Genomic DNA, 24,369 nt, shown 5'->3' on the forward strand with positions numbered 1-24,369 from the left:
CCCAGCCATGATTGCCAGGTGAGTGCGTCCCGGACATGAACGCGACGCATTCACCCAGCTCAGAGGCGATGCGAACTCGCGGCGGTTCGGAAAACTCGACCACGACGTCCTCATGCTGTACGACGCCTCCATGGACGGCATCGACGACCCCGACAACCCGGTCAACCAGATGCTCGGCATGGTCAACCTCGGCCTGAGCGACTGGTTCACACCCTTCGACCCGGACGCCGGACGCGATCCCGCACGGGGGTTCCGGTACGCCTAGTCAGACCCCCACACCAACAGGAGGAACCAGTGTCATACCCGCAACTGCTCACCCCTGGGGAGAAGCTCGCCAACGCGAAGAAGCTGTTGAGCCTCCCGCATATCGTCGTGATCTGCGGCTCCACCCGCTTCATGACCGAGATGAACGAGGCCGATCTGCGGGAGACCAAGGCCGGAAAGATTGTCGTCAAACCGGGCTGTGACATGAAGTCGCCGCACGAACTTTGGTCCGATCCTGTCGAGGCCGAGGCGCTGAAGGTTCGACTCGACGATCTGCACCGGGCGAAAATTCGGCTCGCTGATGAGGTGCTCGTAGTCGGCGACTACATCGGAGACAGCACGCGAGCCGAAATCGCCTATGCCCGGTCGCTGGGCAAGCCCGTGAGGTTCACGCACCCCGAAGTCGACTCAGACGCCTGACCGACCGCTGCCACCTCGACAATCAGGGTCGGCAGGTATCAGGCCGGTTCCGGCTCGGTGCGGCCGAGGATCGCGCGCAGCTCGGCCTGCGTCGATGCGGCGGCCGGGGCCGCGAGATTCAGCTGAGTCGGTTCCATGTCGGCTGCGTTCATCGGGCCGCAGGCGAACTCCACCATGAGGTCGAAGCCGGCCAGCTCTTTCACGTACCGCATCAGCGCGCTGTCGATCGCGCCCTCGAAGTTCATCCCGCGCACGAGCGCCCGCCGGAGCCGTTGCCGCGCGCGTCGCTCCTTGCCCCGCCATCGTTAGTTGGGCTCTGGCATGGTCGCGTGGTTGACCGCCCACATGCGGCGAACGATGGCGTCGACCACGGCCGAGGCCGCGCTCGGCGCCGCCGCCGAGCTGGACCAGCTCGCGGTGGTCCGCTCCGAGGCGGACGTCGCCGCGCTCAGGCACTACGCGGACTTCCTGCCGCAGGTCGTCACCCGCTACAACGCGGAGCGGACCCGGCCCTCGCCCCTTGGAAACCCGAGCCCGAAGTCCGCGAGTTCACCCACCTTGCCAACACCCTCTCCCTCTCCGTCCCTGCGGTGACCGCATGACCGGCACCGACACCCCCACCGTCCCAATCTGCACCTGCGTCGCCGGTGGGGAGGCGCTGGCCGTACGCGGGCAGGATCTGGGCCGCTGACAAGCGAAGCACTGTGGCCCCTTCACGGGTGGGCTGTTCCGAGATTCTGGACCCGCATGCCGCGATCACATGAGACGGTTGCGGGCATGCGAAGGGAGGCACACCGTGGTGTTTGCTGCCACGTCCATTCTCGATGACCCGCTGCGCGGCTCGGGCTGCCCCACACCGGTCGGCACTCTGGTGCCCTCGGTGGAGGAGCTCGCCTTGAGGCTGCGCAGCATCGGTGAGTCCCGAGCAGGTCTGGCCCGGATGCGGCGGATCGGGACCTCTAGGGAGGGACGCGCGTTGGAGGTGCTCTCCATCGGGTCCGGACCGCGAGCCGTGCTGGTGGTCGGCGGCCCGCACCCGAACGAGCCGGTCGGCTATGCCACCATCGGCGTCCTGGCCGATCTGGTAGCAGCGCACCCGGACCTGCGGGACGGTTTGGCCTGGCACTTCCTTCCGTGTGTGGACCCGGACGCCGCCGCCATGAACGCCGGCTGGACGAGCCTGCCGCTCGACCTCCTCGCACAGCACCGCCACTTTTACCGCCCGGCCATGGCGGAGCAGCCCGAGTGGACGTTTCCCGTTCGGTGGGGTGATCGGCTCCACCGCTTCGGGTTGTCCGAGAACCAGGCGCTGGCGGACCTGGTCGACGTGCTTCGTCCGGCCGTTGCCGTGTCGCTGCACAACTCCGAATTCGGGGCCCCGTTCTTCGTCCTGAGCGAAGACGTGCCGGGCCTGGCCGAGCAGCTGGCCGCGGCCTCGGCCCGGCACGGCCTGCCGGTCGCCGAAGCCGCGCCCGCGGATGTCGTCGGCTGGCCGGAACTCGGCCGCGGAGTCTTCCGGATGCCACCGGTCGAGGAACTGGTGATCCGCGACCACACGCAGGCACCGTCATACGGCGCGCACCTTGCCCATTACGCCGCACGGCACGGCACTGTGACGCTGCTGCCGGAGGTCCCGCGCTGGCACACCGGAACCCGATTCGACGACGCGCCGCCCACCGAGCTCGCCAACTTGGCACACGCGCTGACCCGGGAAGCCTCTGAGGTCCGACGGCTGATGGAGCAGGCCAGCCTCCCCGACGGAGTGTTCACCCGGGCTGCGAACGACACCCTCGCGGTCAGTACCACTGTCGCCCGTTCCTGGCGGCAGCGCGCCACCCATCCCGCGCCGGCACCGGGCGCCGAGCTGGCCGAGGCGCACTACATGCGCGTCATGATGACCCTGCGGGCAGCCGGAATGGCACTGCGCGCCGCGAATAACGCCCCGTCCAGTCCCTCCGTCCTGGCCGTCCGCGGGCAGCTGGACGAACTGCTGGCCGAGCGGGCACGACGCTGCGCGCAGCTTCTGCGGCCCACACCGATCGAATTGGAACGCCTGGTGGCAGTGCAAGCCGACGCGACGCTCGCGGGGGTCAGTCTCGTCGTAGGCAGGTAGTCCGGGTTCCGCGTCCGGTCCGTGCGCTGTGATGACCGCGCACACCGGTGGAGGGCGTCAGGTGTCGAGCACGCTCCCGCGTGCCGCCCGCATGCGCCGGATCTTCGGGCCGTGCCGGCGCCACCACGCGACGCACCAGAACGCGTGGATCGCACACAGGACGGCCAGGACCGTGACGCCGTCCACGATGCGGGGCCATCGTCCCGAGAACAGCGCCCCTACTCCGCCGGCTAGGAGGTGAAGTTCGAAGGGGAGCGTGGTGTTCAGCGCAACCGCGAGGAACACCAGCGTTCCCGCCACCAAGAGGAGCGCATACCAGCGCACGGTGTGCTGCTCAGCCGGAGGCAGGTCACGTGTGGGGTCAGCCTCGCGGCGACGGGCCGAGCGCTTCCTGAAGGCCCGTCGCACCTGGTACCAGACGTACGCGGTCCCGTCCGTGTACAGGTTTCTGCAGCCCGTTAGCTCCTGGAGGATGAAGTAGACGTCGGTCCTCATGAAGATGAGGAACTGAAGCGGGACGGCCATCGTGACCGTGGCGGCGATGACTTTCGCCGCCCAGTAGGCGGCCCCGCCGGGTGCGACCGAGAGCGACGTGAGGAACGCTACGGCGCCGATCGTCGCATCGGACGCCATCCCGGCGGAGTACACGATGAGGCGCTGGCGTCGTGTGGCTGCCCAGATGCCCGTGACGTCCGTTTGCGCGACGAGGAAGTGAAGCCGGGTACTGAGCTCGATCCGTCCGGGCACGCCTGCGGCTCGGGCTGTGGCGAGGTGAGCCAGTTCATGGATGAAGATCAGCGTCCATCCGGTGACGAGCTGGGTGACGAGAACGAGGCTTCCCGTCGTGGTCCAGAGCAGGTCGCGATAGCTCGGAGGCGGTGTGTGCCTCACGACGGCGGCGACCACCGCGGATCCGATGATGAGGGCGAACAGGCAGTGCACCTTCGGGGATACGAGCCACCTGACATGCGAGGGTTTGAGCCGCTCCAGGCTCGACCGCGGTACGGGCGGCCCCGGCAGCTCCACGCCGTCGATCGAGGCCACAAACCCGAGACCGACCAGATCCTCGACGAACTCGGCGATATCAGGAACCTCGAAGTCATCACCGGTCTCGGAGGACACCTGGGCCGCGACCGCGCCGACCGTGGCTCCGCCCGCCAGGAGGGAGATGATGCGGGCTCCTACATCGGGAATCGCGACGAAGCTGCCGGTGTCGATGCGGCCGACGACGACGGTGTCGTCTCGGTCCGCCCGGCTGGCGAGACGGTGCAGGGTGACAACCGAGCGGCCGGTCGCAGCCACCGGGGCCTGGGCGCTGCTCATCCGGTGGCACCACACGCGGGGCAGCCGGGCCGACGGGGATGGTGCACGCTCACCGGGTCACCCGGCACCATCAGATTCACGCCGTACACGGTTCCGGGGGTGACGGGAGCCGCTCCGGTGAGCAGCGCGATCGCCCAGTGGGCCATGAGCTGGCCGGACAGGCCCGCCGTGACGGCGGTGACCGGATGGCCCGGCGCCTTGGGCAGCGCCTTCACGAGGTCGTCCATGCTCGCGACAGGAAGGCGCTCCTCGGCGTTGTCTCCCGCCCGGAGACACTCCCAGCAGGGGCCGTTGCCGGGGGTGTACCCGCCCACCGTGATGTGGGCGCCGTGGTACCCGCCGTCCACCCAGGCAGTGCCAGCGGCCAGGCAGGCGCGGTTCGCCCAGATCCGGATCGCCGGCGGGCGGTCAGCGCCCAAGACCAGAAGATCGGTGTTTACCAGGACAGGGCCGAAGTCCCGCTCGTCCTCGATCCGCAGGCGCCGGCTCGTCACGGTGATGTCCGAGTTCAGGCGGCGCAGACGTGCTGCTGCGGCGTCCGCCTTGGGCTTGCCGATGTCGTCCTCGGTGTAAAGGGTCTGCCGGTTGAGGTTGGACAGCTCGACCGTGTCAGCGTCCACGCAGTGGATATGCCCCACGCCCGAGGCGGCCAGCGAAAGGGCGGCTGCTCCGCCAGCTCCGCCTACGCCGACGACTGCTACCCGGGCGTGCTTGAGGATGCTCTGGACGTCCCATTCGCTGCGGCGCGGAGTCAGGTCCGTCCACCGGTAGTACTGCATGCTCCGGGCGTAGCGTTCCAGCTCGCGCGGGCTCAGTTCGGCGGGAGGAGGCGCTGCGGCGTCCACGAGGTAGCCGCCCTCGATCAACTGCTCCAGCGCCGACTCGACCTCGCCGCGCGTGACCTCAGGACAGCGGTCGCATACCTCGGCGGTGACTTGGTCCGGGCTGCGGCTCCCGTCCAGCACATTGACCAGCTGCCAGATCCAGCCATCAGCGTCCTCAATCTCGGCAGCGATGCCGTAAACGCCCCCACCGATTCGAACATGCCCCATTTCAGTCCGATATGGCGCATGCTCCGGCTTCACACGCGGTCGCCGCACGACAACTCCTTGACGGCTGAAAAGTTGCACAAGCAAGAGAGGCGTCTGCCCCGAGACTCCGGGACAGACGCCTCCGACCGTCAGCCGCCGCTCGCGGTCACGGCGGTCGTCTCAACCTTGTCGAGCTTCCGGATCTGAATCTTCTTCGCCGGAGCCTGCTTCGGAGCCTTGCCCTTCGCCATCTCGATCACCCCCTGCCAAGTTGGTAGCCGGACTCAACATCCGTAGAACGGATTCCAGCCATCACAACAAGCACCCCGAGAATAGGCAAGCGAATATCGCGTGCGCACTTGAGTTGGCTTGTTCTCTTCTCGCGGCGACGGCCGAACGCGGGTTCACGCGCCGCCAACATGGGCCGTCTTGCCGCCACCGCCCTCGGCCGCCCCCACCACCACCCCCGGCCCGGCCGGCGGCAGCGTCCTGCTCACCGCCACCGCACCGGGTCCGCCTCCTGCGCCGCCCCACAGGCCAGCACCTCGTCCTCAAAGCGAACAGCCACCCGGACTGCTTCACCCGCGAGCTGCACGCCCTGCGCACCTGGACTCCCGTCCTCGGCGCATCGGCACCGCAGCTTGTCGACGCCGACGAAGACGCCCGCGTGCTGCTCATGACCGCACTGCTCGGCACCCGCCTCGACCTCGCCACCCTCACCACCGCCCAGGAACAGGACGCCTACCGGCAGACCGGCCAACTCCTGCGCCGCCTCCACGAAGCCGGCCCGCCGCAGACGATCACGGACTTCGGCCGCCAACGCGCCGCCTACCTGCGCGCCCAGCTCACCGGCCCGACCCACCCCCTCACCAGCGCCGAACTCGACTTCGCCCTGACCGCAATCGAGCATCTGGAGACCCTGCCTGCGCAGAGGTCCCAGCGTTCCCATCTGGATCTCACCGCCCGCAACCTCCTCGCCGACGAACGTGGCCGGGTGCGGATCGCCGTGATCGCCTTCGAGACCAGCCGCTACGAAGCCGCCGGCCGGGACTTCCTCCGAATCACCCAGCGCACCCTGCGCACCCGCCCCGACCTCGCTGCCGCCTTCTACACCGGGTACGGCCGACGGCCGACCGATGACGAGCAGCGCCTCATGCGGTGGTGCGGGGTCGGGGACGCCGCCGCCATCGCCGTCTCTGCGGCCGCCGCCGGCCAGGACGTCTTCTCGCACGAGGGCCACGCGGCACTCCGTGCTGGCATGGCCGCCTCCCGGAGTCAAATACCTGAGGGCTGCTGGCGCGTGCTTGGGACTCCGGAAAGTCCCAGCGCGGTGGTGAGCGCGACCGCGGTCACCACCGCGAACACCGTCACCGACGCGGCGAAACCACTTCGGGCAGCGACCCGGTTGACCACGGCCAGAACTATGTCGAAGCCCGCGTGGGCGACCATGAGGGGCAGCACCGCGCGCGAGCGGAGGTACAGCAGCACGCTGACGACCGCCCACGGCACGAGGGGGGCAGCGGCCAGTCCGTACTCCAGGTGATAGGACAGCCGCGCCGCGGTCAGGACCACAACGAGAACGGCCAGGCCGAAGCGACGCAGCCGGACGTTGGTGAGTGTTCTGCCGATCCGCCACGCGGCCAGGAGGGGCAGGACCAGGACAACGATCTCCTCACTGATTCCGGCCGCCATGGAGGAGACCACGTCGCCCAGGAGCGTGCTTTCCCCGCTGCCGCCGGAGTACGAGGCCAGGGCGCGAGAGTGGGTGCGGACGAGCTCGAACAACACCTGCACGAAGAACATCGGGGCCTCCGCCAGGCAAAACACCGCGCAGGACGCCGACAGCAGCCGCCGGGCCGACATGCGGCCCAGGCCGACCGCTGGCGCCCGTTCCGCGATGCCCACCATCAGCCATGCAGGTAGGGACAGCCCCAGCCACAGTGCGGACGCGCAGAGCATGGTGTCGGCGGTCGATGGGCCCTGGCGCTGCGCGGCGCCGGAGGCGGCGGCCTGTGCTCCTGGCAAGGCGGCCCCGATGGTGATCGCCATGTACATGAAGGTGAAGGGGGCGGCGAAGGACCAGGCAATCGCGCGTCCGTTCTGCCCCGCGCGAGGGCGCGGCAACGGCTCGCGGTCGGGCAGTACCCCCAGCAGCTTCTGAACGAACGGCACGCCCACCCCCTCCGTCCCGCCGTCCCCGTGGTCGGATGCCCGGTGACGGGAATTCAGGCAGCAAGCGGCGATACCAGGCAGCTTACCAGCGGCGGTGCGACCGCCAGGGCGAGAGTTGTCGAGTACCCGCCCGAACAGCCGGACCCGTAGGCGCCACCCAATCGAGACCGACGTCGTACAGGTCCCGCACTTGGCGGACCACCGCATCCCGTACCCGGCACCGCCGAGAGTGTCGTTCAGTCGCAGACTGCCCGTCGGGCGGCCGCGGTCGCGTTGAATCCGCAGTGAGAAGCCTGTCATGCTGGGCACAGCCGACAACCAAGGGAGCACTGTGGCCACGGATGAGCGGAATCGCTGGATCTCGTTCGACTGGCGCCGGGACCTCTTTGCGCCGATATCGGTCACGCAGTCTCTCGTTGCCGGAATCGGCGTTTTATTGTTGGTGGCTCTCAGCGGCACTGCCGCGTTCGCCCTCTCTGATTGGCATGCCGAATCACCGATGGCAAAGGGTGCTTTCGAAATCGTACTGAAGGCGGCCGATCTTTATCCGATTCTCCCCGGATTCTGCGCTGTTGTTCTGACCGCGTTCGCGGCTTCCCTGTCCGTGGCCGCCGTCTTCGGCACCGACGACCCTCACCAAGGCGGCCGCCGCCGCTGCGCGTGCCGCCGTTGCCGCTGGGGCCACTGGACCGCACTGGAACTGCGCCGACCGCTGTTCGACACCGAGTCGATGCTGGGGACAGCAGCCACGGCTCTGGTGGCAGCCCTGGCGGCCGACGCGGTCAGCGCCGGAGGCCTCGGTCTCTTCTCGGTGGCGGGCGGGCATCTGCCATTCCCCGTGCGAATCGCCGCCGGCATCCTCGGATTTCTGCTGCTTATGGCCGGACTCATTGCGAGTTGGGCCATTGTTCCGTGGTCGCTCCTGGCGGCCAGCGGCGTATTCACCGTCCGGAACAACCGGATCTGGTGGCAGGAGAACATGAATTCGGTGGCACTCGCCCCGATGGCCGCCGTCTACGACTCCGAAGGTGACACGGTGTCCGGTGTAGAAGAAATGCAGGAGCAGGTGTTCCAGCAGTTCATGGATGCGAACCTGCTCCCGAAGAGGATCACTGGGCAGGGAGAGACCACGGAGACCCTCCGCCTCCTAGGCGTTGACGTTCAAGAGGGCGCTGCCGCGGATGTGTGGGGATTGGTGCCGGCGACGTGGCCCGACGGCTGGCAGCTGGTCCGTCAGGAGGCCGGCTACTACTGGTTCGACCTGGTCGACGAGGCGGGGACACCGATGATCGAAGGCCTCGTCAACGGCAAGGCCTACGACGCCCGGGCGCACCTGAGGCTCACCGACGTCGGACGACAGGAAGCCCGACGCCGGTGGTACGGCCTGTCGGACAACGAGCGGGCCCTCGTGCAGCAGCGCGGAGGCCCCTGGAAGCCGCAGTACCCGACCGTCACCGAGGGCCCGCACTTCAATTCCGGGGGCAACTACGCCCTGGTCGCCTCGCGGCTGCGGGCCAAGGGCTGGACCATCGGCGCCGAAGGGGCCACCGGCGTCCAGATCATCCTGTCCGAGGCGGCCTCCGCCTGGACCGCCGAGCGCCGGGCAGGCGACAGCCTCTGGCTGTTGCCGAGTGCGACCTCCGCCAACACGTCGTACACGGGCTGCGCCGGGGACGGGACGTACCCGTGGGACCCGCAGGAGACCCAGGCGTCCTTGCAGGACCCGGGCGCCCTGGCCGACGAGGTCGACCGGATTCTCCGCGAGGGCTACCCGGACGAGCCCGTCCCGGCGCAGGCAGACGCGGACGCGCTCTAGAATCCCCGCCGCCGGCCGAAGGCCGACGACGGGAGATGCCCTCGGCCAACGGTGCCGCCCCGTCATCGCGCCGATCATCGCGGGGTCAGCCCCGGAGGGTCTGTTGCGTGGTGAGCCGACGCAGGGCCTGCTGCGTCGCCGGGTCAGCGGCCTCATCGGACCGGGGACGGCCGATGGCGGCCCGGTGTGCGGGTTCGGCCGCGGCGAGAAGGCCGTCGAGCATCGCGCCGGCCCGCTTGGCCGTGCGCAGCGCCAGCAGGGTCAAGGCGTCCATATCGACGCGCGGCATCCCGGTGAGGGAGACCTTCGCGGCCCCTGCCGGCCCGGGCGCCGGCCCGGACGGCAGGGGCGGCCGGGCGGAGGGGCGGCGGCGGGCGTAGGCATCGTCCGCGGACACCTGGGGCAGCGTGACGGGGGCGCCGGGCCGGAAGCTGCGGGTGAGGCTGTGGTGATCGGGATCGGCGACGCCGGCCAGGAGGTCCCCGGCGGCGCGCCCGCGCAGGAGCAGCAACGCGAGCGGGTCGGTGTCCGGTACCCGGGCCGGTCGCGAAGCCGGACGAACGGCCGCCTGGCCTCGACGAGCCGGCTCATCTCCGCAGCCGTGAGCTCCTTGCCTCCCAGGGCCACCCGCCATCGGAACCCCAGCAGCTGGTCCTGACCGAGCAGCGCGCCCGCCAGAGCTGAGTCGGGGCTCCTGGCGGAGATCTGGGCGCGCACCGTCAGCGCCCGGACCACATCGCGCGGGAGCAGCACGTCGCAGCCGGCCGCCGTGAGGTCGGTCGCGCTCTGGCCGAGCAGGTCGTCGACCTGCTCGGGGGGCAGGTCCAGGGCCGCGAGTCCCGGCCGGTCCACGAACTCCTGCATCGGAGGGCCACGCCTGTGCCGCGGCGTGCAGTGCGACGCGGGCGTGAAGGCGCACGGGACCGAGTGCTGGATCGCCGTCGTCGCCCGACACCTGGGTAGCGGTCAGCAGCGCCTCCTCGACTCCGGTGCGCCGGACTTGGAGGAACGCGCGGACACCGGAGGGCCCGTCGTCGTCGATCGCGACGAGAAGGGAGATCCTCGCGAGCGGCACCGGTGCGGGGAGGCTATGCAGGGCGAGCTGCGGCACGTGCTGGGCCGGCGGCGCGGTGAAGACCGGCGTCCCTGCACGCTCGGGGCCCTCGGCGTCCGGGCGAAGGCGTCCGCCACCGCGTCCATGTAGGCCTGGAGCAGGAAGAGCGGTTCGGGCAGCAGCGGGCGCCCGCTGTAGCTCTCCTGGAAGGGAACGGCGTGCGCCGTCGGCGGCATCGCCCGCGCGAGCGCGGCGCACTCCGCCCGCTCCTGGTCCGTCCGTCTGCGGCGTGCACCGCCAGGTGTCGTAGCCCGACTCGGTCACTGCCACGTCGATCCGTCCCCGGGAGATCAGGCGCAGCGCGAGCAGCGAGGCCGCGCCCCAGAACAGGCAGGCCTCGTCCCCGGTTCCCCGCAGCCGGGCCCGGCTCAGTACCGGTACAGCCGCGCCCACCGGCATCGACCAGGTCTTCACTGGCGGCGGCGAACTTCTCCAGCAGCGGCGCGGCGATCTCGTTGAGGGAGACCGCGCTGGCCCGCCACCGGGCAGCGTCGAGCAGGCCCTGGTGGCGGCAGACCAGCACTGCCAGAGCCACCACGGCGCCGGCAAGGACCGGGTTGCGTGCGGCGGTGCGCCCGGCCCAGGCCACGACCTGCCAGGCGAGGCGGGCGGCGATCTCGGCTACGACGACGGAGGTAGACAGGTTCGCCTCATAGCCAGCCGCGCGTAGCAGCCCGTGGGCCATCCCGACCCACTGTTCCACCGGGACGGCCAGGCCGAAGCGGGTGAAGACGGAGTCCTGGGTGAGGATGACTGCTGGGGCGGGGAACTGGGCCAGGGCTGCGGTCGGGGCGTCGTCGGCGTCACCGCGGGCGATCGCCGGAAGCTTCGGGTCGTCGCGCAGCAGCAGCCTGGACGCGGGGGAGAGGTGGTCGCCGATAGCCAGGTCGACGATCGGCACACCTGGCAGCATCGGCTTCCACAGCATCTCCTGCGCCCGGTCGAGCGGCACGCCGGTCTTCGCGGCGATCCGCGGAAGGTGCTGCTGGAGCTCCTCCACGATGTGCGCGGCACCGTACGGGTTGGAGCGGCCGGTGCCCGCCAGGGCGCTGATCAGATCGACCTGTTCACCGTCGCGCAGCGCCCCGCAGGCCACCTGCGCCAGCGCGCAGGCGTCCACGACGGTAACCACGGTGGGGCAGGTCAGGCCGGAGGTCAGCGAGGTGGAGGCGATGGCCGGCAGTCCGGCGGGCGGGGAGAATATGGCTCAGTGTCCGGCCACCGGGACCCGTCCGTCGAGGGAAATTGGGAAAACGCTGCCCTGCCTCACGGGCGGTGCGCGTCAGTGGCCGGTCAGCGTGACGATGTGTGAGTCCCAGTCCTGGCCGTGGGGAACGATCGCTGTCAAAACGACGTCCGTGTGATGAGTCCAGGCGTCCACCGGGACCTGGACGTTCGTCTCACAGGTCTTCACGATCCGGTCCCCGCCCAAGTAGGAGCCGAGGTGCATGTTCACAGCCTTCAGCTCCACGCACCCGGCACCGGATTCGACCCACCCCTTCAAGCGGTAGCCGTTGTTCTCCCGGGTGGCCGTCAGCCGGGCATTACCCCACACCGATCCGTCGCCCGCGCTCGCGTCCAACCCGATGGACTGCGAGCTACGGTGCTGCGCCAGCGCCGCGCTAGGTACAGCGGCGAGCATCACCGCGGCTGCCAGCGCCCAAGCCCTCTTACGCACGGTTCACCCCTCGTTGTCGGTCCATGTCGCGCTCGCCCAACGGCACGGCTGGTCGGCTGGTCACGGACCTGTAGGCCGATCGGGGAGCAACACCGCGACAGCCGGGACCGAACACCGGTAGCCGGCCGTCCGCGAACCAGGGCGCCTGTAGACGGTCCCGCCTGCGGAAAGCCCTGATCGCCGTCGTCTTACGGCGCTACCATGCCCCGGAGGCCGGTCGAGGGCCGAGCAGCAGCCCTCGACCGGCCTCCGCATCCACCGGTAGGCCGGCGGGCATGATGCAGCGGCGGGGCCGCTGCGGCGGGAGAGAGACGAGCGATGGCCCATCTGAACAAGCCCCAGCCCGCGGCGCCGGTCTTCGACCCCGCCCTGCCGACCCCGATCCAAGACGCCGTCGCCGAACTGGCCTCCCGGCACCCCGACCTGCTCGCCCCGGAGGGTGCGGCCGATGGTCTCGTGGTGTCCTACAGCGGCGCCGCCCAGATTCTGAGGAGGTCTGCGGCGGCAGCGGCCGGCGGGGGGATCGCCGCTCTCGGGGCCTTCCTCCTCAAGCAGTTGCTCGGCGAGCCCATAGACGCAGACGCCCCCTCCGGGGCTGGGCACCTCGAAGCACTGTTCCGCGACCTGCTCGGCCAGGCCTAGAGCTTCGGGCTGATCGTGCTCGCGGGCGGAGCGCTCATGGCCGTCATGGCCGCCCTGCTGACCTGGTGGGAGAACCGCCACATCGACCGGGCACTGGAGGAGGCCCGCGGCCACTTCGTCGGCGCGGGCCCGGAGGGCGCGCAGCGCTGCCGGAGTAGGTTCCGTCACCTGGTTTTCCGCTTCTGGTCCGTCACCGGGCCGACGCTACCGGGCGGCGCCCACGTTCCGGGCGGGGGCTCCGCTGTGCGCCCCTTGGTCGCTCCCGCACGCCCTCTACCGTCCGGTGCCGGGGTGGGCAAGGATGAGCGGCTGACCGTGTCCCGTTGACCGAAGGGGATGACCTCATGGGCAAGCACGAGAAGCCGGCACCGGACCCGGGCACGGGAACGCCTCCGCCCGGTAACAAGGACGGGCAGGTCCCGCCCCCGCCGCCGGGCACCGGCACGCGACGGGCGTAGAGCGCGATGACGGAAGGCGTGGATCCGGCGGGGCGCCGGGCGGCTCTGGACGCGGCGATGGAGGAGGGAGGGGCGTGGCCGGCCGGTTCCCCGTGGGTGCGCGAGGCCATGGCGGCGGTGCCGCGCGACGCGTTCGCGCCCGAGCGGCTGTGGCGGTGGGACGGCCGGGCCTACGTGCCGCTCGACCGCGGTGCGGATGAACGGGGTTGGGCGGACGAGCTGTTCGACGGCATCCACGATGCGGCCGTCACCCAGGTTGACGGCGGTCTGCCGTCCTCGTCGCTGTCCGCGCCGGCCGTCGTGGCCGACATGCTGGACAGCCTGCGCCTGGAGCCCGGCCACCGGGTCTGGGACATCGGCACCGGGCAGGGCTGGACCGCGGCGCTGGCCGCATGGCGGTCCGGCCCCGGCCTGGTGGTCTCCACCGAGGTGGACGAACACCTGGCCGCCTTCGCCCGCCAGCGTCTCGCTGCCGCCGGTCTCGACGTCGAGGTGGTGACCGGCAACGCGACCGGCGCCGAGGTGCCCGGCGGCGGGCAGGTCGACCGGATCCATGCCACCTACGCGCTGGAGGCCGTCCCCTGGGCCTGGGTGGAAGCGGTGCGCCCGGGCGGACGGATCGTCTACCCCTGGGGCTTGCTCGGGCACGTGGCCCTGACCGTCGCCGACGACGGCAAGTCCGCGACCGGCTGGGTGCAGGGCCTCGCGCAGTTCATGGCCGACCGCACCGGCCCCACCCCGGCACCCACCGGCCACACCGCATACACCGCGGTGCGCGGCACCGCCGAACCGGACACCGAGCGGGTGCTGCAACGAGATCTGAGCCCGCTGGAGAGCGACTGGGACCTGCGCTTCGCGCTGCGCGTGGCCGTGCCGGACGCGGTGCTGCTCACCGGCCGGGACGACGACGGCGTCAATGCCTGGGCCCACGACGGCAACCGGTCCTGGGCGGCGTTCACCGCCCGCGGTGACGGCACGGTGGTGCTGTACCAGGGCGGGCCGCGCCGCATCGGCGACGACGTCATGATCGCCTGGGCGCAGTGGGAAGAGCTCGGTCGGCCGGACCGGTACGACTACGGCATCACCGTCACCCCGACCTCCCAGTGGGCGTGGCAGGGCAGTCCGGACGGATCGCGCTGGCCGATCACGCAGCAGCCGGCACCGGCCCGGTCCTGACCGGCATGGGTCGTACGGGCCGGGACGGGTTCGTGCCGTCCCGGCCCGCGGCGTCGGCAGTCAGGGTGCGCGCTCGGCTAGTGGCCAACGAGCGGCCCTACTGCTACGACACCCTGCTGTACACACCCCGATCTCGCCGGTCATCGAAGAGTTCGGCCTCTCCCTCGCCTGGCAGCACGAACGAAAGGCGCCCCTGTGGACGTCGCACTCACCGGCCGGCTCCTGGCCACCCTCTCGGTGCTGGCCGTCGCGTGCGGTGCGGCCGCCGCCCAGCCCAAAGGCCCCCGTGGCCAGGCACTGGCCGACCTCCAGCAGGCCATCTACCAAGCCGGCGTCGGCCCGGCTACCTGGCACGCGGACATGGTCGGGGCCGACCCCGGCGACCGGGTCCAGACCGGCGCTGGCCGGCCCGTCCTGCGGGGCAGCCGTCGGCCCTCGTAGCGGCGGGCCCTCATGTATGGTTCGAACGGTAGTGATTGATTTCAATCGCCCCAGAGAAGCCAGATGCCCTAGTCATGGCTTGCTTGCTCTGGGTGGATTGATTTAAATCAACCAACTAGGTTCGTTGGGGGTGCCGTGCGGAACTCGGGTCTGGTGCACCAGGTACGGATGCTGCGCGCGGGGGCCGGGGACGCGGCCCTGATGCTGGCGCAGTTCCGCTTAACTGCCGTGCTCGTGCCGTTGTGGGGCGAGAGGGCGGTGTGGACTGCGGATGAGGGCGGGCTGCGGTGGGTCCTCACGTTCTCGTCCGAGACGGAGCTGGCCGCGTTCGCACGGTCGAAGGGGGTGCCGCTGGCCGGACTCCCGTTCATGGCAGTGCTGGGGAGCAGGTTGCTGGATGTCGCGGTGCCGGACCTGGGCGTTCCCGGGGGTGTCGCGCTGGACGTGGCCGGGGCGGAGCCGCTGTTGCTGCCGCCCGTACGCGGGATCGTGCCTGACGAAGTGGCCCTGGACGGGCCGATGGCGATGGGGGGTGCGGACGGTGGGGGACGGATTCGAGGCTGACCCGGAAGCGCTGCGGCAGGTGGCGACGGGCCTTAACGGGGTGATCGCCGAGCTGAAAAAAATGGGCGTCGCCGAGTACGCGGAGACCGGACGCGGCTTCAGGCAGCTGGAGATGAGCGGGATGGAGGCCGGGTCCAGCGAACTGGCGACCCAGTTCAAGGAGTTCTGCGACCGCTGGGAATGGGGGGTGCGCTCCCTTGTCGCGAAGGGCACCGACATGGCCGCGCGGCTCGACCTGGCGGCGGGCTGGTACCACGATCAGGAGCAGTACGTGAGCGGGACGGGCAAGGACTTGTTCGCCACCGTCTTCGGCAACCCGCACCAGAGCGACGAGCAGATCGAGGGCAAGTCCTGGTCGCAGGTGCTGGGCGACAACCCCGTCACCGACGTCCTGCACCCCGACTACTCCGGCAAGTCCTTCGACAAGGCCGGTTCCGACATCAAACGGCAGTGGGGTGACCTGGGCAAGGACCTGACCCAGGGGCCCGGCGTGGCCACCGGCCGGATCCCGGCCAGGGAGAAGTGAGATGGGATTCCTCGACGACGCGCTGGCCCTCGTCGACAGCGGGACGAAGGTCGCGGCCAAGGGCATGCAGAAGGGCGCGCACCTGGCCGGGTCCGCACTCGACGACGCCGGGCTGCGCAGCGCCGGTCGGACCGTCAGTGGCTGGGGCGACGACGCCGCCGACGACGCTGGCCTCAGAGTTGCCGAACGCCAGCTCGGGCAGAGCGACGACCCTGCGGAACTGCTGCACGGCGACGCCAAGAAGCTGAGCGAGGCCGCCGACCACCTCCAGAAGCTGCACGACGCCTTCGAGACGGCGGGCCAGGGCATGGCGCGCCTGGACACCGACCACTGGAGCGGCCAGGCCGCCGACAACTTCCGCGCCCAGTTCGACCCCCAGCCCAAGCTGTGGCTGACCGCCGCGGACGCGTGTGCGAAAGCCGGCAGCGCCCTGGCCTCCTACGGACACACCGTCAGCTGGGCCCAGGACCAGGCCAAGGACGCGGTCAGGATCTGGAAGGAGGCACAGAAGAAGACAGACGCCGCCGCCAAGTCCTACATGAACGACGCGATGACCTACGACCTGCGGGCCAAGGCCTACAATGCGACGCCGGCTGACCAGCGCCAGGGCGACCCGCCGGCCAAGCCCGGGGCGTTCACCGCCCCAGCGGAGGCGGTCGCCCAGTTCAAGGAGGCAGAGGGCAAACTCGACGCGGCCCGCACCCAGCGCGACTCCGCCGCAATCACCGCGCTGACGGCCATCACCGCGCTCGCGCAGGCCGCCCCCGTGCTGCCCAGCCGCACCCAGATCCTCAAGGCCGAGATCCTGGACGAGACGAAGATCATCCCCTCGACACTGCTCCACTTCGGGGGCGGCGTGGTGAAGGGCGCCTCCGACCTCAGTCGGCTCGCCAGGAGCCTGAACCCCCTCGACATCTACAACGTGACGCACCCGGCCGAGTACGCCACCGGGCTCTCGGGCTTCGCTACTGGGCTCGCCAGCGCGGTGAACCACCCCTCCGAACTGGTCGACGGGTTGATCGGCAGCGGCTGGGGGTCGGACCCGGCCGAGGCCAGCGGCAAGCTGCTCGGCAGTGTCAGCGCCCTCGGCGCCACCGGTGGCCGCGGCGCGGTGGCGATGTCCGACCAGGAGGCCGCCGCCGTCATGGCCAAACAGGCCGCCGAGCAGGCCGCGAAGGAGGCGGCCGAGAAGGCGGCGAAGGAAGCCGCAGAGAAGGCCGCCCAGGAGGCTGCTGCCCAGGCCGCGAAGGAAGCCGGGCAGAAGTCCGCCGCGCAGACCGCCGCCGTTTCCGGCGTGGACGTGTCGGGCCTGGGCGACGTCACCTGGCGCAGCAGCCACGAGCCGCTGTACCGGCTGGACGACCGCCCGCCGTCCGAGATCAAGGCCAGCGGGGGTCTCACCCCGTGGAACACGCACAACACCGACCTGCGCGGCTACGTGATCCATCAGGACGAGAGCGCGTTCGTCGGCGCCACCAAGGACCCCTCCCAGATGCCCGACTTCCGCCGCAAGTACATGTACGAGGTGGACGCCCCCGGCGGCATCGACGTCAACGCCACCGTCAAGGACAACCCTCACAAGAACGAGGGCGAGATCGCCTTCCCCGGCGGCATCAACCTTGAACACATCAAGTCCTGGCGCGAGTTCGACCCGATCAACCAGACCTGGGGCCCGCCGGTCCAGAACCCGGCCTACCACCCCCCGCCCGGCACGCCGCCCGTCTTCGGCGGCGGCGTGAAACCGCCCTACCCAACCGGCCCGGTGGCGCCGGCCAGGCCCTGACCCGACCGCCCGTCACCTTGATCGAAGACCGAGGACCCCACAGTGACCACCCCGCCCGCAGGGCCGCCCGCACCACCCATCACCGACGCGCTGCGCCAGCGCGCCCTCGCCTCGCCCGGCAAATGGATCTACGAGATCGACCCCGCCTTCAACCCCGACGGGCACGTCCCCCTGCACGGCATCCTCGGATGGTGGCAGGTCGGCCCCTTCTGCGACATCGAGTGGACCGGCAACCCCGACTACCGGCCCTCCCCGCAGGCCCTGGGCATGTACAAGCCCCAGAACGTCGCCGAGGCCGCCCTCCAGGCCGCCGCCACCGGCCACGCAGGCGAGAACGACCTGCTCACCGCACTGCGCGACACCCCGCTCGCCGTCCTCGCCCATCCCCAGCACCCCGGGCTGTACACCGAGCCCCACCCCGAGGCGGCAGGAGTTATCACCGCCTACACCTCGCCTGCGCGCCTTCCCTCCGACTGGCCCGGCTACCGGCTCCTCACCGGCCGCCAAATCGCAGCCGAGGTTCCCGGCGGACTCCTACGCTTGAACCCCACCGCCCGCCCGTCCGCCACGCTGCCCTTGGACGACATCGCCTTGGCCTGACCAGGGGCAGGGCGAACGGCGACCGACCCGAGCCGAAGCTGGTCCGTGGTCAGCCGCAGTCCTGGACCTTTCGGCGGCTCAGGGCCCCGCGCTGCCACCGCAGGATCTGGCCGTCGACCTCGGCCCAGGCCGGGGGCGCGGCGATCCCGGCACTCTCGACCAGCTCGCGCACCCTGACCACGTACTGCAGCGCTTCCCGGCCCCGGCCGCCGCGAAGCGCTACCTGGGCCCTCTCCACCAAGTCCCCGCCGCGCTCACCCATGCGCTGCTGCGCCGCCGCGACGGCCGGCATGGCCTCCCAGAGGAGCCCGGTGAGCAGACTGTCCGCTCGCCGACCCCAGCGGGTCCGGCTCATCAGCCGGGCGATCAGCGTATATCCGGTCAGGACCAGGAAGCCGTGGATGAGCGGCAGCCACGGGGCGCAGGTCTTGGAAACCAGTCCGAGGCACTGGTAGATCGCAGGAGTCCCCTCACCTGCTGTGAACGCGCACGCGCTGAGGACGATCCTCTCGATCACCCCGGGTGGGACGCCGGGCTTCAGGCGCTGGCCGTAACCTGCCCGCGCGACGACGACAGCGCCGCAGGCCGCCGCGCCGAGCCACCCGACGGTGAGGGCGATGCTGAACAGAACCACGGACCGTCCCTCCCTGCTGGATCCCAGGCCCGCGCCCGACATCCCCGTTCGACGAACGTCCGCAATGTACCGGAGGCTAAGGGTGCCTGGCCGGTGTCGCCCACCACGCACGGCCAAAGATCATGGCGGGTCGCCGCCGCACCCCGGCAGGATGGGGCCCGTGCCGAAGAACCCCCCCGGAATCGATGCAGCACCACCTGCGCCAGCGCCTGAACCGCCACGCGCGCGAACGCTGGCCGTACGTGGATGCCATCGCGATCCGCTTCCGTGCCGGATTCGCCTATGTGGCCGCCGAGTTGCCCGGCGGGGAGAGCCTGCCGCTGTGCGGCACGCGCCGCCCGCCTGACCCGCAGCCAGGTCGCCGCCGCCCTCAGACGCGCCGGCCGCAGCCGCAAGCTCGACACCGAGACCGACCGCCTGCGCGAGGTCTTCCGCAACACGTACGCCCACCAGCCCCAGCTCGTCGAGGACGCCCTTGGCAAGCAGATGCTCGCCCTCCTGCACCAGCTCGACGCCACCTGCCAGGCCGCCGAGGAACTCGCCCAGGCTGTCGAGGAACTCTTCCCCCAGCACCCCGACGCGGAGATCCTGCTGTCCTTCCCGGGCTTGGGCACCCAGCTGGCCGCCCGCGTCCTGGCCGAGGTCGGCGACGACCACACCCGCTTCGCCGACGCCCGCGGCCTCAAGGCCTACGCCGGAGCCGCGCCGATCACCCGCGCCTCCGGCAAGAAGAGCCACATCGGACGACGCATGGTCAAGAACGACCGCCTCAACCACGTCGGCTACCTCTGGGCGTTCTCCGCCCTCACCGCCTCACCCGGAGCCGGCGCCCACTACCGCGCCCGCCGCGAACACGGAGACTGGCACGCCGCCGCCCAACGCCATCTCTTCAACCGCCTGCTCGGACAGCTCCACCACTGCCTCCAGCACCACGAACGGTTCGACGAGGACACCGCCTTTCCCGCACCAGCTCTCACCGCAGTCGCGGCCTGACCGGCTGCTTCGCTGAGAGTGCTGCACAGCTTCGGCCGTTGACACCCCGGTGAGGCAGACTGCCCGCCATGACAACCGATGATCACGACGTCCCGACCTCCTGGAGCCGCATCGGCACCTGGCTCACCGCGCACACCCGACGAGGCCCGGCGAGACCAGCGCCGGATGCCGCCCGCCTGGACGCCTTCGAGGCAGACCTCGGCCTGCCCCTGCCCGCCGACCTGCGGGCCTGGTGGCTGCTGCCCGACGTCACCGCGAGCTACTGGATTCCGGACGCGTTCGCCCCGGTCTCGCTGGACGAGGCCCTGGAGACCCACGACATCTGGCTGCTGGTCGCAGAGCAGGAAGGCGAATCGTTCGACGAGAACGGCCAGCCCGAGACGCGCTACCTGCGTGAGTTCATGCCGATCGCGTTGAGCCCCGGTGGCGACGGGCTGGTCGTCGACATGCGACCCGGTGACACCCACGGCGCGGTACTTCTCTGGGACAACGAGACCTGGATGCTGGACGTCCCCCAGTGGGCCTCGGTCACCTCGATGCTCCAAGACATCGCCAACGCGCTGGAGGCCGGCACGCCCGCGCTGCTGAGCCACGCAGCCCTCGGCGGCTCCCAGGAATCCCGCACTGCCACAGTCGATGGTGCACTTGATCTCACGTGGCAACCCGCCGACCCGGGCCGATGATCAACCCACCCCGCTTGACTCTTAATCGCGTGCGATGTCTCACAGGCAGTTACCGTGCTGCGGCCGAGTTGGCCGGGTGCGACCACCACACGGTGGCCCGGTACGTGAAGATGCGCGAGGCCGGCCTGGAGCCGGGCCAGCGCCGGCACCGCGCCCGGGCGATCGACGACTACCTTCCGAAGATCGAGGAGCTGGTGGTCCGCTCGCAGGGCCGCATCCGCGCGGACGTGGTGCACCGGCGCCTGGTCGCGATGGGCTTCACGGGCGGGGAACGCACCACCCGCCGCACGGTCGCCGAGGCAAAGGCCCAGTTCAGGGCCGGTCAGCGGCGTGTCTACCGGCCGTGGGTGACCGAGCCGGGGCTCTGGCTGCAGTACGACTTCGGCGACGGGCCGGTGATCAAGGGCCGCAGGACCACGCTGTTCTGCGCGTGGCTGGCCTGGTCGAGGTTCCGGGTGGTGATCCCGATCTGGGACAAGACCCTGCCGACGGTCACGGCCTGCCTGGACACCACGTTGCGGCGGATCGGCGGAGTGCCGGCCTACATCCTCACCGACAACGAGAAGACGGTGACGACCGATCACATCGCCGGGATCGCGGTCCGCAACCCGGAGATCGTGGAGGTCGCCCGGCACTACGGCACGACCATCCGTACTTGCGTGCCGGCCGACCCGGAGTCCAAGGGCGGCTCGGAGGCGACGGTTCGCATCGCGAAGGCCGACCTGGTGCCCAAGGACGTGAACCTGCGCGAGGAGTTCCGCACCTTCGGCGAACTGGAGGCGGCCTGCCTTCGAGTTCTGCGACGAGGTCAACTCCCGCACCCACCGCGAGACCCGGCGCAAGCCCGTCGAGCGACTGACGGAGGAGCGCCAGCGGCTGCACCCGCTGCCGCGGCAGCCGTTCACCGCGGCGTTCGGCACGACCCGCCGGGTCAACTGGGACGCGACGATCTCGGTGGAGGCGGTGCGCTACTCGGTCCCGCACGAGCTGATCGACACCCGGGTCTGGGCCCGCTTCCACGGCGAGGAACTGATCGTCACCGCCGTCGACGCCAGCGGCACCGCCCGCGAAGTCGCCCGCCACCGGATGGGCAAGCCGGGCTCGCCGGTGCTGGACGACGCGCACTACCCACCGCGCGAGAACAAGGAAGCCGACCGCACGCCGAAGGCGACCAGCGTCGAGGAGGTTGCCTTCCTCCAGCTCGGCCCCGGCGCCGCCAGCTGGCTGGTGGAGGCCGCCGCGGCCGGCACCCGGCGGATGAAGGCGAAGATGGCCCAGGCCGTCGCCCTCGCCAAGCTCTTCTCCGCCGACGAGGTCGATCGGGCGCTGGGCACCGCGGCGGTCACCGGCCGCTTCGCGGACAAGGACCTGCTCTCGATCCTCGACTACCAGTCCGTCCACGGACAGGCCGAACCCACCCGCCGCAGCGAGGAGCACTCGCTCCAGCCGGGCACCTCCGCCTGGTCCTCCTTCGGCGTCAACGCTCTGCTCGACCACAACGAAAGTGACCCGTCCTGATGGCCACCCCGCTCCGCACCGTCCACGGCACCAACGGAGATTTGCTGGCCGAGGCCATCGAACTGACCAAGCGGCTCAAGCTCCCGCACATCCGCCGCTCGCTGCCCGACATCATCCCCACCGCCAAGGCCCAACGCTGGGATCCGGCCGAGGTGGTGAGGGTCCTGCTCTCGGAGGAGGCCGCCGGCCGCGACCGGGCGAACCTGCACACCCGCCGCAAGCGGGCCGGCTTCCCGACCGGCAAGACCTTCGGCGACTGGGACGAGACCGCCTCCGCGATCCCCAGGCACACCCAGGACGCGCTCAAGTCCCTTGAATGGGTGGGCCGTCGGGAGAATCTCTGTGTCTGCGGACCGTCCGGCACCGGCAAGAGCCACTTCACCGAGGCGCTCGGCCAGGCCGCGGTCGAGGACGCTCCCAGGACGGCGGCGACCAGGTCGTCCTGGACGCCGTCGCCGCGCACCTGCGCGAGTGGCGCGAGGCCTCCTCCACCGGACATGGCCGGCCCCGGATGCTCAGGGCGCAGACCCCCCCTGCGGCACTGCATCGCCCCATACCCGGTCTAGGACCCTGCCTTGGGGCTGGCGCCGTCATCACCACCACGGCTCGGTCCGGCCGCAGGGCGTTTCGCTCCCCGGTCAAGTCCAGTTGCACTTGTGGAACGCCACAAACAGTACGTCCGTGGCGTACGTCCAGCTCACGTTCGGCCGTTCCGACTCCAGATCCCACGAGTTGCCGGTGTTCCAGCTGCCGTCGGGCTTTTTGAGCGCGTATGCGGCGTGACACGCGTACTGCTTACGCAGGGATTCCGCCTTGTCGGTCGTGTCCAGGCGCAGCGGATTCGGTGTGTTCGCCCAGACCTCCTGCCAGCCGGCGGCGGCCTTGTCGATGCCGCCTCGGAAGCCGGCATCCGTCGGGAAGATCATCAGCACGAACTTGTCCGAGTCCGTCGGCAGGTTCACCCGCACCCGGCTGACGAGGCTGCCCGGCGCCTGTACCTCGTAGCCGGTGCACTCGCCGCCGCAGCCCTCTGTGGCGCCGCCCGGAGTCCAGAAGAGCGTCGCACCTGAGGCGAACCTCTGGGTCACCAGCCGGTACGTGTGGACCTGCCCGGTGTCGGCGTCCGTCCACGAGCCGGTACCGTCCGTCTCATCGGACGCGGGGTAGCCGAACGCGCTGTTCTCCCAGCCGTACTCGCCCCACGTCGCGCCGATCCTCCCCCATACCGGGTGGGCGCCGGTCGCCGCCGACCAGTACACGGTGCCGCCCTCGAACTCCTGGCGCACGCCCTTGCCGTCCGCGTTCTTCAGCTCGTCCGACTTGGGGTAGCCAAGCGAGGACCGCTCCCAGCCCATCGCCTCCCACTTGTCGTGCACCGCCCCCCACACCGGGTGGGCGCCGGTCGCCGGCGACCAGTAGATCGAACCTCCCTCGAAGTGGGAGTACCGGCCGCGCCCGTCAGGAGTGGACATCTCGTTCGTCACCGGGCACTTCAGCGGCGAGGACACGTCCTTCAGCTCGATGTACTTGTCGAGGATGGCACCGGAGACGGTCTTCCCGCAGAAGTCGCGGTCGGCTGCCGCTGCCGGGGACGACGCAACCAGAGGCGCGGCCAGGCACGCTGCCCCAAGCAGGGTGACTTTCCGTAGTTTGTTCACTCCGGAAAGGTATCGGGCGCCGGAGATTCGTGAGGAGAGGAATTCCAGCCGAGCTGCACCAGAAGGCCTCGTCCCGGGTCCCTGCGGGCGCAGGGCCGGTGGACGACCAGGTCGACCGACGGGGGCTCTGGGCCGCCGGCTCGGGGGCACACCTTTCCACCGACCTCGACACCCGTGGTGGTGAACCGACACCCACTCCTCACCTGCGCGGCCTTTCGGCAGCACCTTCAGACTGCGCCCGGCCATCCCAGGGGCCCGCGCGCGGGCTGCGCAATGATGAACTGGTAAGCGGGATTTAGGTGGATCGCGGCGTTCTGGCGATGGTGAGCTCGGTGATCTGGCAGGATCCGTGTCCGTGCAGCGTGTTGCGGGTGGCCAGCGTGGATGGCGGAGTGCACCCAGCACATCATGCCCCACGAAGATCCGCCGGACAGGCCCTAGTCGTCGAACTCGAAGCCTGAAGTCTCTGCCCGCTCGATGATGTCCCTGACCGCGTCGGGGCTCGCGATGACCGGCTCAAGGGCCGTCCTGAGTTGCGCGAGGTCACTCGGACTTCCGACCACGCAGAACATGCCGGCCTCGCTGTCGAAGTCGAGGCGCTCGGCAATGTCCGGCCAGGCGAACTGCACGAGGCCTTCCCAGAAGTACCCGTTCGGCTCGTGCCCTGCATCGGCTACCGCCGCGTCAGCAGCAAGGCGGCCAACGTCAAACGTCAGCGAGTGTTTGCCAGCGAAGTCATGGAGCAAGATGGCCACGGCCGCG

The 24,369-nt window shown here is 70.4% G+C and carries 24 protein-coding genes and 5 pseudogenes; 18 read left to right on the top strand and 11 right to left on the bottom strand.

The genetic code is table 11. From position 1 onward, the window contains the following. Positions 1–112 precede the first annotated feature (112 nt). Together ACFWIS_RS31625 and ACFWIS_RS31630 are read left to right on the top strand one after the other, a co-directional pair. Positions 113–265, top strand: a complete 153-nt coding sequence (locus tag ACFWIS_RS31625; RefSeq protein ID WP_380524073.1) for a hypothetical protein — start codon at positions 113–115, stop codon at positions 263–265. Between the two features lie 29 nt (positions 266–294). Beyond that, positions 295–684 carry a hypothetical protein gene (locus ACFWIS_RS31630; protein ID WP_380524074.1) on the top strand — a complete coding sequence of 130 codons (390 nt, stop codon included), beginning with the start codon at positions 295–297 and terminating at the stop codon, positions 682–684. 38 nt (positions 685–722) lie between these two features. Here ACFWIS_RS31630 and ACFWIS_RS31635 read toward each other — a convergent pair whose 3' ends face one another. After that, entirely contained in the window at positions 723–929 is a 207-nt protein-coding gene (locus ACFWIS_RS31635) for a hypothetical protein (protein WP_380524076.1), read from the bottom strand. 112 nt (positions 930–1,041) lie between these two features. Between ACFWIS_RS31635 and ACFWIS_RS31640 the strand changes: the two genes are divergently transcribed. Together ACFWIS_RS31640 and ACFWIS_RS31645 are read left to right on the top strand one after the other, a co-directional pair. Beyond that, complete coding sequence (locus ACFWIS_RS31640) at positions 1,042–1,278, top strand: hypothetical protein (protein WP_380524078.1); 237 nt, start codon at positions 1,042–1,044, stop codon at positions 1,276–1,278. A 202-nt stretch (positions 1,279–1,480) separates the two neighbouring features. Next, on the top strand, positions 1,481–2,797 hold the full coding sequence (locus ACFWIS_RS31645; RefSeq protein ID WP_380524080.1) for a M14 family zinc carboxypeptidase: 1,317 nt from the start codon (positions 1,481–1,483) through the stop codon (positions 2,795–2,797). Between the two features lie 57 nt (positions 2,798–2,854). Here ACFWIS_RS31645 and ACFWIS_RS31650 read toward each other — a convergent pair whose 3' ends face one another. After that, a complete protein-coding gene (locus ACFWIS_RS31650; RefSeq protein WP_380524082.1) occupies positions 2,855–4,120 on the bottom strand; it encodes a PqqD family protein in 1,266 nt (421 codons plus the stop codon). Continuing rightward, on the bottom strand, positions 4,117–5,172 hold the full coding sequence (locus ACFWIS_RS31655) for a HesA/MoeB/ThiF family protein (protein WP_380524084.1): 1,056 nt from the start codon (positions 5,170–5,172) through the stop codon (positions 4,117–4,119). Before ACFWIS_RS31655 ends, ACFWIS_RS31650 begins: the two co-directional genes overlap by 4 nt. 343 nt (positions 5,173–5,515) lie before the next feature. Here ACFWIS_RS31655 and ACFWIS_RS31660 point away from each other — a divergent pair. Next, a pseudogene (locus tag ACFWIS_RS31660) lies at positions 5,516–6,238 on the top strand (aminoglycoside phosphotransferase family protein); the annotation flags it as partial. 188 nt (positions 6,239–6,426) lie between these two features. On the opposite strand, the gene ACFWIS_RS31665 reads toward ACFWIS_RS31660, so the two are convergent. Further along, positions 6,427–7,323 (bottom strand): type II CAAX prenyl endopeptidase Rce1 family protein, encoded by an 897-nt coding sequence (locus ACFWIS_RS31665; protein WP_380524148.1) that lies wholly within the window; start codon positions 7,321–7,323, stop codon positions 6,427–6,429. Positions 7,324–7,621: 298 nt separating this feature from the next. Between ACFWIS_RS31665 and ACFWIS_RS31670 the strand changes: the two genes are divergently transcribed. Continuing rightward, complete coding sequence (locus tag ACFWIS_RS31670) at positions 7,622–9,139, top strand: hypothetical protein (RefSeq protein ID WP_380524086.1); 1,518 nt, start codon at positions 7,622–7,624, stop codon at positions 9,137–9,139. A gap of 85 nt (positions 9,140–9,224) precedes the next feature. Here ACFWIS_RS31670 and ACFWIS_RS31675 read toward each other — a convergent pair whose 3' ends face one another. From ACFWIS_RS31675 to ACFWIS_RS31690, 4 genes and pseudogenes are all read right to left on the bottom strand, one after another. Further along, the gene (locus ACFWIS_RS31675) at positions 9,225–9,650 is read right to left on the bottom strand and encodes a hypothetical protein (RefSeq protein WP_380524149.1); all 426 of its coding nucleotides are present in this window, start codon (positions 9,648–9,650) and stop codon (positions 9,225–9,227) included. Between the two features lie 41 nt (positions 9,651–9,691). Next, positions 9,692–10,003: pseudogene (locus tag ACFWIS_RS31680) on the bottom strand (SNF2 helicase-associated domain-containing protein); the annotation flags it as partial. A 224-nt stretch (positions 10,004–10,227) separates the two neighbouring features. Then, entirely contained in the window at positions 10,228–11,385 is a 1,158-nt protein-coding gene (locus ACFWIS_RS31685) for a hypothetical protein (RefSeq protein ID WP_380524087.1), read from the bottom strand. A gap of 150 nt (positions 11,386–11,535) precedes the next feature. Then, complete coding sequence (locus tag ACFWIS_RS31690) at positions 11,536–11,931, bottom strand: hypothetical protein (RefSeq protein ID WP_380524089.1); 396 nt, start codon at positions 11,929–11,931, stop codon at positions 11,536–11,538. Positions 11,932–12,249: 318 nt separating this feature from the next. Between ACFWIS_RS31690 and ACFWIS_RS31695 the strand changes: the two genes are divergently transcribed. From ACFWIS_RS31695 to ACFWIS_RS31730, 8 genes are all read left to right on the top strand, one after another. Further along, positions 12,250–12,573: a hypothetical protein gene (locus ACFWIS_RS31695; protein WP_380524091.1), complete on the top strand. Its 324-nt coding sequence runs from the start codon at positions 12,250–12,252 to the stop codon at positions 12,571–12,573. Between the two features lie 36 nt (positions 12,574–12,609). Further along, a complete protein-coding gene (locus ACFWIS_RS31700) occupies positions 12,610–12,900 on the top strand; it encodes a hypothetical protein (RefSeq protein WP_380524093.1) in 291 nt (96 codons plus the stop codon). Between the two features lie 137 nt (positions 12,901–13,037). Then, positions 13,038–14,207 carry a methyltransferase domain-containing protein gene (locus tag ACFWIS_RS31705; protein WP_380524095.1) on the top strand — a complete coding sequence of 390 codons (1,170 nt, stop codon included), beginning with the start codon at positions 13,038–13,040 and terminating at the stop codon, positions 14,205–14,207. A 195-nt stretch (positions 14,208–14,402) separates the two neighbouring features. Further along, a complete protein-coding gene (locus ACFWIS_RS31710; protein WP_380524097.1) occupies positions 14,403–14,648 on the top strand; it encodes a hypothetical protein in 246 nt (81 codons plus the stop codon). Between the two features lie 153 nt (positions 14,649–14,801). Further along, a complete protein-coding gene (locus ACFWIS_RS31715) occupies positions 14,802–15,212 on the top strand; it encodes an SseB family protein (protein ID WP_380524099.1) in 411 nt (136 codons plus the stop codon). Positions 15,213–15,231: 19 nt separating this feature from the next. After that, complete coding sequence (locus ACFWIS_RS31720; RefSeq protein WP_380524101.1) at positions 15,232–15,738, top strand: hypothetical protein; 507 nt, start codon at positions 15,232–15,234, stop codon at positions 15,736–15,738. Position 15,739: 1 nt separating this feature from the next. Beyond that, complete coding sequence (locus tag ACFWIS_RS31725) at positions 15,740–17,521, top strand: putative T7SS-secreted protein (protein ID WP_380524103.1); 1,782 nt, start codon at positions 15,740–15,742, stop codon at positions 17,519–17,521. A gap of 42 nt (positions 17,522–17,563) precedes the next feature. Continuing rightward, positions 17,564–18,121, top strand: coding sequence for a type VII secretion system-associated protein (locus tag ACFWIS_RS31730; RefSeq protein ID WP_380524105.1), 558 nt, complete (start codon positions 17,564–17,566; stop codon positions 18,119–18,121). A 49-nt stretch (positions 18,122–18,170) separates the two neighbouring features. Here ACFWIS_RS31730 and ACFWIS_RS31735 read toward each other — a convergent pair whose 3' ends face one another. Continuing rightward, complete coding sequence (locus tag ACFWIS_RS31735; RefSeq protein ID WP_380524106.1) at positions 18,171–18,755, bottom strand: hypothetical protein; 585 nt, start codon at positions 18,753–18,755, stop codon at positions 18,171–18,173. A gap of 327 nt (positions 18,756–19,082) precedes the next feature. Here ACFWIS_RS31735 and ACFWIS_RS31740 point away from each other — a divergent pair. From ACFWIS_RS31740 to ACFWIS_RS31755, 4 genes and pseudogenes are all read left to right on the top strand, one after another. Beyond that, positions 19,083–19,748: pseudogene (locus ACFWIS_RS31740) on the top strand (transposase); the annotation flags it as partial. Between the two features lie 68 nt (positions 19,749–19,816). Continuing rightward, positions 19,817–20,431, top strand: coding sequence for an SMI1/KNR4 family protein (locus tag ACFWIS_RS31745; protein ID WP_380524108.1), 615 nt, complete (start codon positions 19,817–19,819; stop codon positions 20,429–20,431). Next, a pseudogene (gene istA / locus ACFWIS_RS31750) lies at positions 20,428–21,949 on the top strand (IS21 family transposase). The gene ACFWIS_RS31745 and the pseudogene istA overlap by 4 nt, the downstream one beginning before the upstream one ends. Next, positions 21,949–22,359 (top strand): annotated as a pseudogene (locus ACFWIS_RS31755) (ATP-binding protein); the annotation flags it as partial. The pseudogenes istA and ACFWIS_RS31755, both read left to right, overlap by 1 nt. A 228-nt stretch (positions 22,360–22,587) precedes the next feature. Here ACFWIS_RS31755 and ACFWIS_RS31760 read toward each other — a convergent pair. Both ACFWIS_RS31760 and ACFWIS_RS31765 read right to left on the bottom strand, forming a co-directional pair. After that, positions 22,588–23,607 carry an LGFP repeat-containing protein gene (locus ACFWIS_RS31760; RefSeq protein ID WP_380524110.1) on the bottom strand — a complete coding sequence of 340 codons (1,020 nt, stop codon included), beginning with the start codon at positions 23,605–23,607 and terminating at the stop codon, positions 22,588–22,590. Positions 23,608–24,044: 437 nt separating this feature from the next. Continuing rightward, positions 24,045–24,362, bottom strand: coding sequence for an Imm51 family immunity protein (locus tag ACFWIS_RS31765; protein WP_380524112.1), 318 nt, complete (start codon positions 24,360–24,362; stop codon positions 24,045–24,047). Positions 24,363–24,369: the final 7 nt, after the last annotated feature.

This window comes from Kitasatospora sp. NPDC127060, from assembly GCF_042724935.1.
Taxonomy (GTDB): Bacteria; Actinomycetota; Actinomycetes; order Streptomycetales; family Streptomycetaceae; genus Kitasatospora.

Excerpts from the sequence above, each read along its gene's own strand:
- ACFWIS_RS31625 (WP_380524073.1), top strand. The coding sequence starts at position 113 with ATGCTGTACGACGCCTCCATGGACGGCATCGACGACCCCGACAACCCG.
- ACFWIS_RS31635 (WP_380524076.1), bottom strand. The coding sequence starts at position 929 with ATGAACTTCGAGGGCGCGATCGACAGCGCGCTGATGCGGTACGTGAAA.
- ACFWIS_RS31640 (WP_380524078.1), top strand. The coding sequence starts at position 1,042 with ATGGCGTCGACCACGGCCGAGGCCGCGCTCGGCGCCGCCGCCGAGCTG.
- ACFWIS_RS31650 (WP_380524082.1), bottom strand. The coding sequence starts at position 4,120 with ATGAGCAGCGCCCAGGCCCCGGTGGCTGCGACCGGCCGCTCGGTTGTC.
- ACFWIS_RS31655 (WP_380524084.1), bottom strand. The coding sequence starts at position 5,172 with ATGGGGCATGTTCGAATCGGTGGGGGCGTTTACGGCATCGCTGCCGAG.
- ACFWIS_RS31670 (WP_380524086.1), top strand. The coding sequence starts at position 7,622 with ATGCTGGGCACAGCCGACAACCAAGGGAGCACTGTGGCCACGGATGAG.
- ACFWIS_RS31695 (WP_380524091.1), top strand. The coding sequence starts at position 12,250 with ATGGCCCATCTGAACAAGCCCCAGCCCGCGGCGCCGGTCTTCGACCCC.
- ACFWIS_RS31700 (WP_380524093.1), top strand. The coding sequence starts at position 12,610 with ATGGCCGTCATGGCCGCCCTGCTGACCTGGTGGGAGAACCGCCACATC.
- ACFWIS_RS31705 (WP_380524095.1), top strand. The coding sequence starts at position 13,038 with ATGACGGAAGGCGTGGATCCGGCGGGGCGCCGGGCGGCTCTGGACGCG.
- ACFWIS_RS31725 (WP_380524103.1), top strand. The coding sequence starts at position 15,740 with ATGGGATTCCTCGACGACGCGCTGGCCCTCGTCGACAGCGGGACGAAG.
- ACFWIS_RS31745 (WP_380524108.1), top strand. The coding sequence starts at position 19,817 with ATGACAACCGATGATCACGACGTCCCGACCTCCTGGAGCCGCATCGGC.